13 protein-coding genes are annotated in these 14,316 nt (G+C 58.1%); 10 read left to right on the top strand and 3 right to left on the bottom strand.

The window, feature by feature from the left end:
• Positions 1-69: 69 nt before the first annotated feature.
• From sS8_RS06960 to sS8_RS06950, 3 genes are all read right to left on the bottom strand, one after another.
• Positions 70-2,385 carry a TonB-dependent receptor gene (locus tag sS8_RS06960; RefSeq protein WP_119629010.1) on the bottom strand — a complete coding sequence of 772 codons (2,316 nt, stop codon included), beginning with the start codon at positions 2,383-2,385 and terminating at the stop codon, positions 70-72.
• Positions 2,386-2,464: 79 nt separating this feature from the next.
• On the bottom strand, positions 2,465-3,115 hold the full coding sequence (locus sS8_RS06955; RefSeq protein WP_119629009.1) for a response regulator: 651 nt from the start codon (positions 3,113-3,115) through the stop codon (positions 2,465-2,467).
• Entirely contained in the window at positions 3,112-4,548 is a 1,437-nt protein-coding gene (locus tag sS8_RS06950; protein WP_232020547.1) for a sensor histidine kinase, read from the bottom strand. Before sS8_RS06950 ends, sS8_RS06955 begins: the two co-directional genes overlap by 4 nt.
• A 390-nt stretch (positions 4,549-4,938) precedes the next feature.
• Here sS8_RS06950 and sS8_RS06945 point away from each other — a divergent pair, with 390 nt between their 5' ends.
• The 10 genes from sS8_RS06945 to sS8_RS06900 all read left to right on the top strand — a co-directional run bounded on the left by sS8_RS06945 (position 4,939) and on the right by sS8_RS06900 (position 14,286).
• On the top strand, positions 4,939-6,744 hold the full coding sequence (locus tag sS8_RS06945) for a methanol/ethanol family PQQ-dependent dehydrogenase (protein WP_119629008.1): 1,806 nt from the start codon (positions 4,939-4,941) through the stop codon (positions 6,742-6,744).
• A gap of 169 nt (positions 6,745-6,913) precedes the next feature.
• Positions 6,914-7,783 (top strand): methanol oxidation system protein MoxJ, encoded by an 870-nt coding sequence (moxJ, locus tag sS8_RS06940; RefSeq protein ID WP_119629007.1) that lies wholly within the window; start codon positions 6,914-6,916, stop codon positions 7,781-7,783.
• A gap of 249 nt (positions 7,784-8,032) precedes the next feature.
• Positions 8,033-8,506 carry a cytochrome c(L), periplasmic gene (gene moxG, locus sS8_RS06935; RefSeq protein WP_119629006.1) on the top strand — a complete coding sequence of 158 codons (474 nt, stop codon included), beginning with the start codon at positions 8,033-8,035 and terminating at the stop codon, positions 8,504-8,506.
• 31 nt (positions 8,507-8,537) lie between these two features.
• Positions 8,538-8,813, top strand: a complete 276-nt coding sequence (locus sS8_RS06930) for a methanol dehydrogenase [cytochrome c] subunit (protein WP_119629005.1) — start codon at positions 8,538-8,540, stop codon at positions 8,811-8,813.
• Positions 8,814-8,978: 165 nt separating this feature from the next.
• Positions 8,979-9,998, top strand: coding sequence for an AAA family ATPase (locus sS8_RS06925; RefSeq protein WP_119629004.1), 1,020 nt, complete (start codon positions 8,979-8,981; stop codon positions 9,996-9,998).
• Positions 9,995-10,852, top strand: a complete 858-nt coding sequence (locus sS8_RS06920; RefSeq protein ID WP_232020546.1) for a DUF58 domain-containing protein — start codon at positions 9,995-9,997, stop codon at positions 10,850-10,852. The genes sS8_RS06925 and sS8_RS06920 overlap by 4 nt, the downstream gene beginning before the upstream one ends.
• On the top strand, positions 10,849-11,796 hold the full coding sequence (locus tag sS8_RS06915; protein WP_119629003.1) for a nonribosomal peptide synthetase MxaA: 948 nt from the start codon (positions 10,849-10,851) through the stop codon (positions 11,794-11,796). The genes sS8_RS06920 and sS8_RS06915 overlap by 4 nt, the downstream gene beginning before the upstream one ends.
• Complete coding sequence (locus sS8_RS06910) at positions 11,793-12,773, top strand: vWA domain-containing protein (RefSeq protein ID WP_119629002.1); 981 nt, start codon at positions 11,793-11,795, stop codon at positions 12,771-12,773. Before sS8_RS06915 ends, sS8_RS06910 begins: the two co-directional genes overlap by 4 nt.
• Positions 12,770-13,336 (top strand): MxaK protein, encoded by a 567-nt coding sequence (locus sS8_RS06905; protein WP_119629001.1) that lies wholly within the window; start codon positions 12,770-12,772, stop codon positions 13,334-13,336. Before sS8_RS06910 ends, sS8_RS06905 begins: the two co-directional genes overlap by 4 nt.
• Positions 13,333-14,286, top strand: a complete 954-nt coding sequence (locus sS8_RS06900) for a VWA domain-containing protein (RefSeq protein ID WP_119629000.1) — start codon at positions 13,333-13,335, stop codon at positions 14,284-14,286. Before sS8_RS06905 ends, sS8_RS06900 begins: the two co-directional genes overlap by 4 nt.
• The last annotated feature ends 30 nt before the right edge of the window (positions 14,287-14,316 follow it).

Below are 14,316 nucleotides of genomic sequence, written 5' to 3'. Positions count from 1 at the left end.
GGGAACCAGACCGCTCGGTCCGGCGTCAATCCCTGTTTAGGTCGCAACTCGTCCGGAGAACGCTCTTCCTCAAAGTGACAGCTTAAGTCCTACCCAACCGGCTCTGGGCGCGCCGATGCCAACGAAGCGGGGATCGGTAAAGTTGTCACCGAGCACTTCATCGGCTTCGCCATACAGCCCGAACGTGTGATACCGCTTGTCGAACAGGTTGTCGATACGACTGAACAATGCCACGTGCTCGTTGAAGCGATATTCTCCATGGAGGTTGAATACCGCGTATTCATCGAGCGGCTTGTTGAGATTGGCTTCGTCGCCGCGGAAATACTGGCCGCTGTTGAAAATCATGTTTGCGCCGACGGTCAGTCCCTTGATGACTTCGACGTCCGCCGAGACCTTCAGCATATGCTTGGGAAGGCCGGGGACCCGGTCGCCTTTTTCCACCGGGATCTGTCCGTCCTCGTTCGCGGACGGGTTGTTCGGGCTGCTGGCGAGAAATGGCGTACGAAAGGTAGCGTCCAGCAAGGTGTAGTTGACGCCGAAGCGTACTCGCTCGAACGCGCCCGAAAGCCCCAGTTCGATGCCCCGGCGGCGGGTGGTTCCGACGTTGTCGAAATACCCTTGATTGGTGAGATTGCCGCTGCTGATGAAAATGATGTCGTCGTGGTTTTCGGTCTGGAATAGCCCGGCATTCCAGTTGATTTTACCTCCCCACAGCTGAGCGAATTCACCTCGGAAACCGGCCTCCCAGGTTTTGGCCACCACCTGGTCCAGCGGTGGGTCGGCAAGAAACGCATTCGGGAGCTTGCACGGAGCTTCGGGGTTGGCGCAGGTCAGCTCCACCGGCGTGGGAGCCCGGTTCGATTCGCTATAGCTGCCGTACGCGGTGAATTCCGGCATGAAGGCGTAGGTCAAACCGGCCGAAGGATTGAACCGTTCGAATTTGTGAAAGCCGTTTAAATCCTCGCCGTATTTATCGTCGAGCCGGATGAATGACAAGTTGTAGCGACCCGCCGCCGTCAGTGTCAGCTTGTCGGTCACCGACAAGGTATCGCTGATATAGATCCCATGGTGGCGAACATGGGCATGGACCCTCACCCGCGATTCGCCCACCAGGACTCCGCTTCCTATGGTGCCGCGGTCGTCGGTGAGTGAAGCAAGTTCCGTATCGGATCGGAAGTGAATGCGGCCCTCGTCGTAGCTGCCGCCGGCGACGATGCGGTTGTGCATGCCGAACATATCGTGTTCGAAAGCGCCCTGCAGGCTGCCGCCGTAACTGCGCTGGTTGGTTTGGCTGGTATTGTTGGTAGCGCCTTCGAGGGCATCGCTGGCCACGATGTTATTGCCATTGATGTCCTCGACGATTTCCTCCTCGTCGCCCTCTTCCTCGCAAAGGAAACCTTCATTGGCCGGATCCTCGCATTCCTCGAAGTCGGAATCATCGCCATTGAAGGTTTTGATACGGTTTTGCCGGAAATAAGCGTTACCCGACAGCTCGAAGTGATCGGTGAGCCAGGTGCTGCCGTCAAGAGACGCCAGGAACAGTCGCGTGATGGTGCGGTCCGGATGGGTGAAAATTGCCTCCGGATCTTGCTTGGCGAGTTGAAGCGGCAAGGCGCCGTTACCGATCATCCGGTTGTTGTTGGAGGCGAGGGTGAGGTTCAATTTCGAACGCTCGTCTTGCCAACTGAACGTGCCGAATCCTTGCTTGACGTCAGTGGGCGATAAATCGCGCCAACCGTCTTCATAGAAGCTCTTGAGATCGATGAAATAACCGACCGTTCCATTGTTCCAGCCGCTGGTGACTTCCTGCCAGTGCCGTCCCCAGGAGCCGCCGGCGACTTCGATCGTGTGGCCGGGTGCGGTGAAGCCGGTCTTGGTGCGCATCGAAATGGCACCGCCCAGGCTGTTCAGGCCGTAAATCGGATTCGAACCTGAGTGCAGGGTCATCCGGTCGATGGCGCCTTCGGGGATCAAGTCCCAGTTGACGGTGTCGCCGAACGGTTCGTTGAAGCGAATGCCGTTGACATAGACGGACAAACCTTGCGGCAGCCCCAGCAGCGGCGATGCGGTAAATCCTCTAAATTGAACGTCGGGCTGAAAGGGGTTGTTCTGAGCATCGTTGACGTTGACGCTGCCGAAATTCCAGCGCATGTAATCCGCTAGCGAAAAGCTCTGATACTGGTCGAGTTCCTCGGACGTGGCCGATTGTACGGGCGCGGGAATTTTCGCCGCCGGTACGCCAGACACCATCAGCGGTGTCTCGCCTACAATCTCGACCGTTCCCAAATCGACGCTGCCATCCTCGTTTTCTGCGGCGGCTGCCAGCCCTGCATGCACGAGAACGAAGAGTGACGTTCCCGCGTGACCTATTCTTCTTTTAAGCATAAAAACCCCCACGAATTCAGCGGAATCGCGAATGGTAAGGGAAGTTAGCCGGCTTTAATATGGGAAAAAATCCCGATGATCAAGCCTTCAGCAGCCCATATTGATAAGCGAGGCGAGCCATTTCCGCCGTAGTGCTGACGTTGAGCTTATTCTTGATCAGGGTGGTGTAATTGCCGACGGTCTTATAGCTGAGACGCAGCTCGTCCGCAACTTCGCGGGTCGTGTAACCTTTGGCCAAGAGGCAGAACACGTCGAATTCGCGGGCCGATAGCGCGTTCAGATCGATAGATGCGTCTTTTTTTCCGGCTATGGTTTGCACTAAAAGTCTCTGCGCGATCTCCGGTTCCACATAGGTTTCTCCTCCGGCCACTTTCTTCACGGCCTCGACCAAAGTTTCCGGAGCGCTGCTTTTAGTGATGTAACCCTTGGCTCCGGCCTCGAGAGCTCTAAGCACGTAAACCAGTTCGTCGTAGATGCTGAATACCAGTATTTTGGCTCCGGGATCGCGCGACGAAATGCGGCGAATGGAAGCGAGCCCTCCGATTCCCGGAAGACTCAGATCCATAACGATCACATTGGGGTGCCACTCCGAGTAATACTGACAGGCTTCTTCGCCGCGTTCGGCTTCGCAGACGACCTCGATATTGTCGCTCTGGGACAGCAACAGGCGGTAGCCTGCGCGGACCACGGCGTGATCGTCGACCAGCATGACGGTGATTTTCGGGTTCATCGGGAGGCTTCTCCGCAAGGTACGCAAACTTCGAGTGTTACGCCGTCGCCGGGGCTCGTGTCCAGGCGGAACAGCCCGCCCAGGCTGGCGACGCGTTCGCGAATGCCCAGCAATCCGAACCCGCGACGAGGCCCGTTCGGGTCGAAGCCACGTCCATTATCCCTGATTGTGAGTTGGATCCAGCTTCGGTCGTGCTCATCCGTTTCGGCGATCTCTTTCAATGCGAGTTTTATGCGAACGTCATCGGCTTCCGCATGCTTGACGATATTCGTAAGACACTCCTGAACGATGCGGAATAGGTGGATTTTCGCTGCGCCGGCGGATTCCTCGATATCGTCCTCGCAGTCGAAGTGCAGGTTTACGCCGGGATTGCGGCTGCGCCAGCTCTCGATCAGATCTTCCAGCGAGACGACTAGCCCTAGTTCGTCCAGCATAAGGGGACGCAAACGGCGCATCATGCCCCGCACTACGCCGAAGAGGCGGTCGCAAATGGCCATGATGCAGTCGATCGCCTCGTTATCCTGGGGGCGGCTGTCGGGTTTGCGCAGTGAGGCCGTCATGACCTTGATCGCGCTGAGCGATTGTCCGAGTTCGTCGTGAAGTTCATGAGCCAGATAGCGGCGTTCTTCTTCCTGTATGGCCAGAGATTGTTGGGTGAGTGCGCGGTTATCGTTGCGGGCTTTTTCGAGAGCTGAAGCCATATGATTGAACGCCTGGGAGATTCGCGCGAATTCGGGCAGGGAAAAACCCGGCAGACGTCTGCCGTAATCGCCCCGTTCGATATCTTCCAGTCCGTCGAGAATTACCCCAACGCATCGAAATGCCCTGCCTACCGTGATGTGGACCACAGCATAAATGGTCACCGCCAGAGTCGCGATCAGCGTGAAAAAGCCCAAGGCTTCATGCCATGCTTCGGCAATTTCATCCTCGGGGTTGGCCTCGATGAGAATGCGGGTAGCATCGCTGCCGGCGGTATTCACCTTCTTTTCCGCCACGATGGAACGGGGCTTGACGGCCCAGGCGAACCAGCCGGGTACCTCCGAGGTGTTCCGTTTCGCTTGCTCGCGGACGCCGGCGGGCGGGTGCTCACTCCATCGCCTAGGCTTCCCCTCCGAGCCTGCATGCGCCTGTGGAGGTTCGTTCGCGCTAAATGATTCCGGGAAAGGCGTGACTTGAATGCGGAGATGCCGGGTTTTATCCAGCCGGTTCAGCTGTGAAAGCCAGCTGCCGAGCGGCGGGCTGGCAGCGGGGCTGTCGGCCAGGCTGACTTCGATCAGTTGCAGGGCCAGATTGACCGTGGAGTTGATTTCCTCTGCAACCGACCGGCGGGCATTGTGAATGGCAAACAGGGTGCCCAGGCCCAGTATCGCCAACATGGTCAGCGCGATCATCAGATTCAGGCGGAAACGTAAGCTAAGGCTCTCGCGCATCATATTCGGCGGTTCGATCGTGAACTTAGGACCATCCGTGTGAACGAAAAACGGGTTCCGCCAAGCCCGTTCGAGGGTGGGTAAATACGAATAGCTATCATCACAAATGCCTTAAACGAAGGGAGGCTAGAGAAGGGCGCTCATTCCGTCAAGCATCCGGTGTTGATCATGCGAAAAAAGGAAATTTTCCCGATGCGGCCGTGTATCGATACTTGGGGAGGCTGTACCGGATAGGCGGTTTGTCGCGCCTTATCCTGATTTTTTCCCGTCGTGATTCGGGCTTATTCCACTACAGTCCGCTAATGGATTCTTCCAAAATTCGCCGCCGTGATCATTGATCCATGGTCGCTCTGTCTTCGGGCAGGCCGAAAAAGAATTCAGCGAGGAAAATATATGCAAAAACGCAAATTGGCGGTGGCCATCAGCGGTGCTCTGATGGCTGGGGGGCTATTGGCCATTCCCGGCACCGGCTCCGCAAACGACGCTCTCATCGAAATGTCGAAGGACGACAAGAACTGGGTCATGCAGACCAAGGACTATAGCGCTACTCACTTTTCCAAATTGACCCAGATCAATGCGGATAATATCCATCACCTCAAGGTAGCCTGGACATTTTCCACCGGAACTCTGCACGGGCACGAGGGCGCTCCCCTGGTAGCGGACGGCATTATGTACGTTCATACGCCGTTCCCCAATAACGTTTTCGCTCTCGATCTCAATGATCCCGGCAAGATCATCTGGCAGTACAAGCCCAAGCAGAACCCGGCAGCGCGCGCCGTGGCCTGCTGCGACGTGGTGAACCGCGGGTTGGCTTACGTTCCCGCCGGGGATCATGGTCCGGCCAAGATTTTCCTGAATCAGTTGGACGGACACATCGTCGCTCTCAACGCCAAGACCGGCGAAGAGATCTGGAAGATGGAGAACTCCGATATCTCGGTGGGTTCTACCCTCACCATCGCTCCTTTCGTGGTAAAGGATAAGGTTCTGGTCGGCACATCGGGTGCCGAGCTGGGTGTGCGCGGCTATGTCACTGCTTACAACATCAAGGACGGTAAGATGGAGTGGCGCGCGTACGCGACCGGCCCGGACGAAGACATGTTGCTGGACAAGACGTTCAACTCGCACAACCCCCACTACGGACAGTTCGGTTTGGGCCTCGCCACTTGGGAAGGCGACGCCTGGAAGATCGGTGGCGGCACCAACTGGGGCTGGTATGCCTATGATCCGAAGCTGGACATGATCTATTACGGTTCCGGCAATCCGGCGCCGTGGAACGAAACCATGCGGCCCGGCGACAATAAGTGGACCATGACGATCTGGGGGCGGGATGCTGATACCGGTCTTGCCAAGTTCGGCTATCAGAAAACGCCTCACGACGAGTGGGATTACGCCGGCGTGAACTACATGGGCCTGTCGGAACAGGAGGTGGACGGTAAGATTCAGCCGCTCCTCACGCATCCTGACCGCAACGGCATCGTCTATACCCTCAATCGCGAAACCGGCGCTCTCGTCAATGCTTTCAAGATCGACGACACCGTGAACTGGGTGAAGAAGGTTGATCTGAAAACCGGTCTGCCGATTCGCGATCCCGAATACTCCACCCGCATGGACCACGAAGCCAAGGGTATTTGTCCGTCGGCCATGGGTTACCACAACCAGGGTATCGAATCCTACGACCCGGACAAGAAGCTGTTCTTCATGGGCGTGAACCATATCTGCATGGATTGGGAGCCGTTCATGCTGCCGTACCGCGCAGGCCAGTTCTTCGTTGGCGCGACGCTGAACATGTATCCGGGGCCCAAGGGTACCTTGGGCCAGGTCAAGGCCATGAATTCGGTCACCGGCAAGATGGAGTGGGAGATTCCGGAGAAGTTCGCCGTATGGGGCGGCACCTTGGCCACCGCGGGTAATCTGGTGTTCTACGGGACCCTCGACGGTTACATCAAGGCGCTGGATTCCCGGAACGGTCGGGAAGTCTGGAAGTTCAAGCTGCCTTCAGGCGTCATTGGGCATCCCATCACCTATTTCCACAACGGTAGACAGTATGTCGCGATCTACTCGGGCGTTGGCGGCTGGCCGGGCGTTGGATTGGTGTTCGACCTGAAAGATCCGACGGCAGGGCTTGGTGCGGTCGGCGCGTTCAAAGAGCTGGCTCATCACACGCAGATGGGTGGTTCGGTATTCGTGTTCTCGCTGTAACTACCGCGTAGAGACATGGCGGGTTGGCGCACTCGCGCATAACCCGCCATCGTCGGCAAGCGGGGTGCAATGACATCCCGGATTGTCTAGAGGGCAAATCGGTATAGCCGTACCGTGTGCAAACCGTCCTATATAACGCGACTCTTTTCTGTTGGGAGGAAAACGCTTCATGCGTTTGATACGCATCGTCATTTGTGCCGTATCGCTGGCCGTTTTCGGCAGCGGAAACGCGGTAGCCGCCGAGCCGCTCAAAGTTTGTGCGGCAGAAAACGAACTTCCGTACTCGGACAAGGACGGCAAGGGTTTTGAAAACAAACTGGCGGAATTGATCGGCAAGGAATTGGGCAGGCCCCTGGAATACGTCTGGTGGACGGATCCCAGGTATTTCATTCGTGACCTGTTGAGTCGGGGTTTGTGCGACGTGGTGATCGGCGTGGACACCGATGACCCGCGTCTGTTGACCTCGAAGCCCTATTACCGCTCCGGTTATGTATTCGTTTACCGGCAGGAAAAAGGGACAAAAGTGGCCGACTGGGACGCCGAGCTTGTGAAAAAGGCGGAGCGCATCGCGTTCATGCCGGACACTCCTGCGGAAACGATGCTCAAAAAGGTTGGACGGTATTACGACCAGTTCAACTATCTGCAGTCGCTGGTCGGCTTCAAGGCCCGCCGTAACCAATACGTCCGCTATGACCCGGAAAAGCTGGTTCGGGAGGTCGAGTCCGGCAATGCGGACTTGGCCGTGTTATGGGGGCCGCAGGCAGGCCGGTATGTAATGAACGCCGGCAAAGCTTTGGAAATGCAGGTGATCCCGGATCACCAGACACGTTCGGACGGTGAGAAAGTGCCCCATCACTATTCCACTTCGGTGGGGGTGCGAAAAGGCGAGGAAGCCTTGCTCGCGGAGATCGATCGCGTGCTGAAGAAACGGGAGAAGGAAATTCAGTCGCTGCTCAAAGCTGAAGGTATTCCCTTGCTGCCCGTGGATCAAACCGGAACGGCATCCACGGAAGCACGCAAGAAGCGGAAATCAACCTAGCCGGATACAGCGGACCTATTGGCAGGACGGCTGATTCGTCAACCAAGATACCCCCACGGATGTAGCAAAAGGAAGTGCTGTCCGGCAGATCGGCCGTGGAGGGCTGATTTGCGCAAGCGGCATCCTTTGGATGCCGCACACGGATGTACTGCGTGAACCCGTGAGTGCTGTTGCCGGACGTGCTTTGATCACCCGGGAAAACAGTGAATAGAACGTACGAAAAAGAACGAACTTGAGGATACAAACTTCATGAAATTAAGAACCTGTGTAGCCGCGCTCGCCATGGGTGCGGTTTTCGTTTCCGCCGAATGCCATGCGGAAATTACTTTCCGTCATGCAGTCACCGGCGAGACGCTGGATTTCAGCTACGGCAAGGCGGGTGGAGATACCGAGGCCTTCAAGCAGTTCAAGGAATCCGGCAAGAACCCCTATAACGGCGACAAGGATGCTATCGATAAAGGACACAGCCTCTATCTCACCGCCTGCTCAGGCTGTCATGGACATGAAGCCGAAGGCAAGCTGGGTCCGGGCTTGGGCGACGACTATTGGACATACCCGAGAGCCGCGACCGACGTTGGGTTGTTCGAAGTCCTCTGGGGCGGTGCCCAGGGCATGATGGGGCCGCAGAACGGCAATCTGAACGCCGACGAAATGCTCCGCATCATGGCGTGGCTTCGCAGCATATACAACGGCGACCCGGCCAAAGCCGAATGGCTGAAATGATTTTTCCACCAGCGAACAGGAGACTCGACCCATGAAACTGAAGACCCTCGTTTTGAGTGCCGGACTGTTGTCCTTGACCGCTTTCAACGTCTCAGCTTACGACGGCACCAAGTGCAAGGCCCCGGGCAATTGCTGGGAACCGAAGCCCGGTTATCCCGAAAAAGTCGCCGGCAGCAAGTACGATCCCAAGCATGATCCAGCCGAGTTGAACAAACAACAGGAGTCGATCAAGGCCATGGAGGCTCGTAACCAGAAGCGCTGGGAACAACTGAACAAGACCGGTAAGTTCGTCTACAAGGTGGACTGAACGTCGTCACCTCGTTCGAGACCGGAAGCTGGAGATTAGCGCCGGAAACATCCCTTTCCGATTTTGCTTCAGCATCCGGGTCTCGGCTTTCAAGAAACGTCAAACTCGCTTCGGCCATTGCCGACCACCCATACTTCTCTATTCTCCGGTCTCAAGCCAAATTCTATGCATTCAGAACAACAACTGGCCGATTGGCGTGAAAAAGCCTTTCGCTTCGAGTCGGAAATCGAAAAAGCCATCGTCGGCCAGCCGCGCGCGATCCGGTTAATGACCATCGCCGTGTTTTCCAGGGGGCACGTGCTGTTGGAAGGCAATGTCGGCGTCGGGAAAACCACCCTGCTCAGAGCCGTATCGCGAGCTGTCGGGGGCGAATATGAAAGGATCGAGGGCACCATCGACCTGATGCCGGCCGATTTGATCTATTACACGTATCTGGACGAGAACGGCAGACCTCGGGTGGACCCCGGGCCCGTGCTGAAGCACGGTGAACGGCTTTCGACATTTTTCTTCAACGAGATCAACCGGGCGCGTCCCCAGGTTCACTCACTTCTGCTGCGCATCATGGCGGAGCGTAGCGTCACCGCATTCAATCGCGAGTCCCGCTTTCCTTATCTTCAGGTGTTCGCCGATCGCAACCGGGTGGAAAAGGAAGAAACTTTCGAGCTTCCCGCCGCCGCTCGCGACCGGTTCCTATTGGAAATCGCGATGGACTATCCGAGCGATGATGACATCTTGGATCAGCTGACCTTCGACCCGCGTTTTCACGACGTCGACACGCTGCTCGGTGCGGTGGGCGAGGCCGTGCTGCCGTTTCGCGAGCTCGACGCCATCGCGGCGGCGATCCAGACAAGCATCGAGGCGAGTCCCACGCTACGTGCCTACACCCGCAACTTATGGCGGGCCAGCCATGAGCCGGAGCGGTTCGGTATTTCCGTAGCCGACGCCGACATGTCGGAATTGATCCAGGCCGGCGCCAGCCCCCGCGGCATGAGCTATCTCATTCGCGCCGCCCGCGTTCACGCCTGGTTGAAAGGGCGGAACCGGGTGATCCCCGAGGACGTGCAAGGCGTATTTTACCCGGCCATGGCACATCGGGTATTTCTGAAGCCTGCCTACGAGTATCGGCGTGACGAGTTGGTGCCAGGACTGGTGGACAAGATTCTCCATTCGATTGCCGCGCCGTGATTTCCAAGCATACGGAGGAATTCCATTACCGGGTGCGGTGGCGCTCGGATGCTGTCCGCCCCGGCTTTCATCCTAGCCGGCGCTCGGGCGCTGGTGAGCGTTTCCACGGGCTCGCGCCGTTACTGCAACATCCCGATCCGCGTCGGATCGACCTTCGCGCGAGCATGCTTGATCCGTTCGGCGGCTACGCCGTGCGGATCTACGAGCAACGCAGTGCGATCAAGGTGTTTGCCGCGGTGGACTTGTCTGCATCGATGGAATTTCGCGGCGACAGCAGTAAGATGACTATGCTGGCGGATTTTCTCGGTTCCCTGGCGTTATCCGCTTATCGCACCGGCGATGCATTCGGCATTATCGGCTGCTCGGAAAAGATCCATGCCGAATTTTCGTTGCCGGTATGCCGGCACCCGGCCATGGCTTTGAACCTCGTGAATCGTCTGCGCCGCTTCCGCCCCAGAGGAACCAACGCCCGCGCTCTGTCGGAGGTGGCGAGATTCCTGCCCACATCGCGTGCCCTGGTCTTCCTGGTCTCGGACTTCCACATGCCTTTGACCCTGATCAAGCGCACTCTGGTTTCATTGGGCCGCCATGACGTGGTTCCCCTGGTATTTTGGGACGCGAAGGAAATGAGCGGTGGCGCGGCGCTGGGGTTTCGCCGTATGCGCGACTTGGAGGACGGGTCGGAACGTTTGCTGCTGTTGCGGCCCAAGCTTCGGGAACGGCTTGAAGAATCCTATCGCGATCGCAGGCAGCGCTTGGTACATCTGTTTCTTAGCCATGGTCGGGAGCCCTTGTTTCTGGAGGAAGGCTTTAGGGCCGACGATGTCACTCGGTATTTCCAGCGTGCCTTATGAGAAGGATCCATCTCGCTTTTCTTTTGGCAATTTCCGGGGCTGCGATAGCGGAAGTCCCGGATTCGCTCGGCCCGATCAAGGATTTTCAGGTTTTAACTCCGCGTCCCTTTGGATACACCATTGGCGACGTCATACGGGAAACGCTGATCATTTCCGTCGATCGGGAGGCGGTCCTCGACCGAAACTCCTTACCCCGGAGCCGAATCAACCGCTGGCTCGAGCTTCGGGAGGCGAACGTCGTGGAATCGGAGAGCGACGGTTTGCGCCGTTATCGCATCGAACTGGCCTATCAAAGTTTTTATGCGCCCCTGGAGGTCAAGAACCTGGCCATACCTGCCTTCAAGCTGGTTTTCAACAGTGTCGGGCAGTCCGGAGTTCCCAAGGATAGTGAAAGTGCCGAAGGGTCGTTTCATCTGGACGTGCCGGCCTGGCGTTTCACGATGGCGCCGATACGCGAGCTCTCGGTGCTTCGAGAGGAGGGACTCGAACCGATGCGGCCCGACGCTCCGCCCCAGTTGCCGGGACGGAGCGGACCGATCCGGGGCCTGGCAGCGGCCGGGGTGGTCGGGTTCGGCGCCGGATTGTACCTAGCTTACCTTCACGGCTATCTTCCTTGGCGCAGGAGAGGCCGGCATTTCGGAGCCGCCTGCCGCACCGTCCGGGCATTGAGCCGTGCCGGCGAAGGGGCGGATTACTCCGCCGCCTATGCCGCGATCCATCACGCCTTCAACGGCGTATATGGGCAGCCGCTGTTTTCGGAACAGCTCGACGAGTTCTTTCTCGAGCGGCCGGCGTACGAACCGATGCGTGCCGAGATTAAGGCGTTCTTCGTCAGTTCTTATGAATTCTTTTTCGGTCAAGAGCCCAAGGAAACGGGATTTCCGATGTCGAGGCTGTTCCGTCTATGCCGGGACTGTTACGACATCGAACGGAACCTTCGATGAATCTGGGATTCGATTATGCCTGGATGCTGCCGTTTCTCGGCCTAGCGTTGCTGCCCCTGGTCCGTTCGCCGGTGACGGGATTCGACGCTGCGTGGAACGCCCTGTTGCCGGCCGATATGCAGTCGCGGATCTGGACCGGGCTGATCAGGCTGATGGGTGTTGTCGCCATAGCCGGCCTGGTTTTGGGTCTCGCCGGTCTGCACCGGGAGGAATATACGGTCGAACGGGTCGGAAAGGGCGCCCACATCGTGCTGCTCCTGGATCGCAGCCAAAGCATGGACCACAGTTTTGCGGGCCGCGCCCCGTCCGGCGCCGAAGAAGCCAAGTCGGCGGCGGCGGAGCGCTTGCTCGCCCAATTCGTTCGTGAGCGAAAAAACGATCGAACCGGCGTGGCGGCGTATAGCACCGGTCCCTTGTTCGTGCTGCCCCTGACCGACAACCGCGAAGCGGTGCTCGCCGCGGTGCGCGCCCTGCGCCTGCCGGCCCTGGCGCAGACCCATATCGGCAAGGGCCTGCTGCTGGCGCTGTCCTATTTCACCGACCAGGCGCTCACGGGATCGCGCATCGTGGTTCTGGTGTCCGACGGTGCGGCTGTCGTCGATCCTGACAGCGAGCAGAAGCTCCGCAAGCTGTTCAAGGAGCACCAAATTCGTCTGTATTGGATTTTTCTGCGCAGCCTCGGCAGTCCTGGAATTTTCGAAGTACCGGAAGATCCACGCGACGACAACGCGAGTGTGCGACCGGAACGTTATCTACATCTGTTCTTCAGCAGCCTCGAAATTCCCTACAAAGCCTACGAGGCTGAAAATCCGGCTGCCCTGGGTGAGGCCATCGCCGATATCGACCGTATCGAAAGCTTGCCGATCCACTATCAGACCCGCATCCCCCGCCTGGATTTGGCGCCGTTCTGTTATGGCGCGGCGTGCCTGGCTCTCTTGCTATTGGTCGGCGTCAAACTCTCGGAAGCGGAAACATGAGTACAAGCCTGAACCTGAAGGTCGCGCTGTCGGCCCTCGTAATATCGTTGTTTGTGGGCACGATTCAATGGCTGGAACTCCAGCGAATCGGGCTCGCCGGCGAGCAGGTTGGAACTTTGCTGAGCGGCACCGACATTTCAGCTGAGGCTTTGGCGCGAGCGCCGCTGGAAGTCAGGCTGGCCCGGGCGGTCTTTCTCGCCGCCAGGGAGCGTCATGACGAGGCCTTGGATGCCTACGGCTACCTGGTCGAACAGGGCGGCGTCCAGTTTCGGGTAACGGCGCTGTACGATCTCGGCAACCTGCACCTGCGCCGCGCTCTGACTCATGTGGAAAAGAACGAAATCAACCGTGCGCTGCCGCTGGTGGAATTGGCCAAGGACGCCTACAAGAAAGCGCTGCGCCTGGACCCGAACCATTGGGACAGTAAGTACAACCTGGAAGTTGCGATGCGGCTTTTGCCGGAAATGGACCGAATTCACCGCGATGGCGGAGAGGAGGAAGCGGAGGAGGAAGAAGGGGCCTTGTGGACCACTGTGCCCGGCTTTCCGAGGGGCCTGCCTTGAAACCGTCGGTCTCCCTGCGCGACCCGCGCTTCGTCTGTCTTGTGCTGGCCTTGCTGAGTGTGGCGACGGCACTGTTTCATCCGACTCTGGAACTATCGCGCCCGGTCTACGACCACATCGTGATCGTCGACATCACCCGTAGCATGAACGTTGCCGATTACCGAATCAAGGGACGGCCGACGAGCCGTCTGGAAACGGTCAAGTCGGCTTTACGATCGGCTTTGCGGGATCTGCCTTGTGGTTCGAGGCTGGGGCTGGGGCTGTTTACCGAGCGGAAATCCTTCCTCTTGTTCGAACCGATCGAAGTTTGCAGCGGGTTCGAAGTCGTCGATACCGCCATCGAACAAATCGACTGGCGCATGGCTTGGGGGGCTGACAGCCGCATTGCCGAAGGACTGTACGACGCGCTGACCCAGTTCCAGAGCTACGGCGTGAACCTGATCTTCATTACCGACGGCCACGAAGCTCCACCGCTCAATCCCCGCTACAAGCGTGACTTCAGCGCTCTCAACAAGGGCAAACTCAAAGGTCTGCTCATCGGCACCGGCGGTCTGAGTCTCGCGCCGATTCCGAAATTCAACGAACGTGGGGAAGTCGTAGGCTTCTATTCAGAAGATGACGTACCTCACCGTTCCACTTTCGGCCTGCCGCCCAAGCCGCCTTCGGAAATTCCGGGCTATCACGAGCGCAACGCGCCGTTCGGCAGCGAACAAGTGATCGGAACCGAGCATCTGTCTTCACTGAAGGAAGACTATCTTCGCCAGTTGGCCGACGAATCCGGACTCGTATACCGCCGCCTGGAGACAGCGGAGGAATTGAGCGCGGACCTTACAGGGCCGGAATTTGCGCGTTTCGAAACGGTTCCGGCCGATATGCGCTGGTTACCCGCGGGCCTCGCTCTGGCGGCGCTGATGGTGCTTTACGGTGTACTTCCGTTCCGGTTGCGGTGATGGATGGCACTATTCGCACGGCCGGCCGAA

The organism is Methylocaldum marinum, from assembly GCF_003584645.1.
GTDB classification, from domain to species: Bacteria; Pseudomonadota; Gammaproteobacteria; order Methylococcales; family Methylococcaceae; genus Methylocaldum; species Methylocaldum marinum.
The sequence above is the reverse complement of the archived record's forward strand: the minus strand, read 5'-3'. Positions and strand labels throughout refer to the sequence as shown.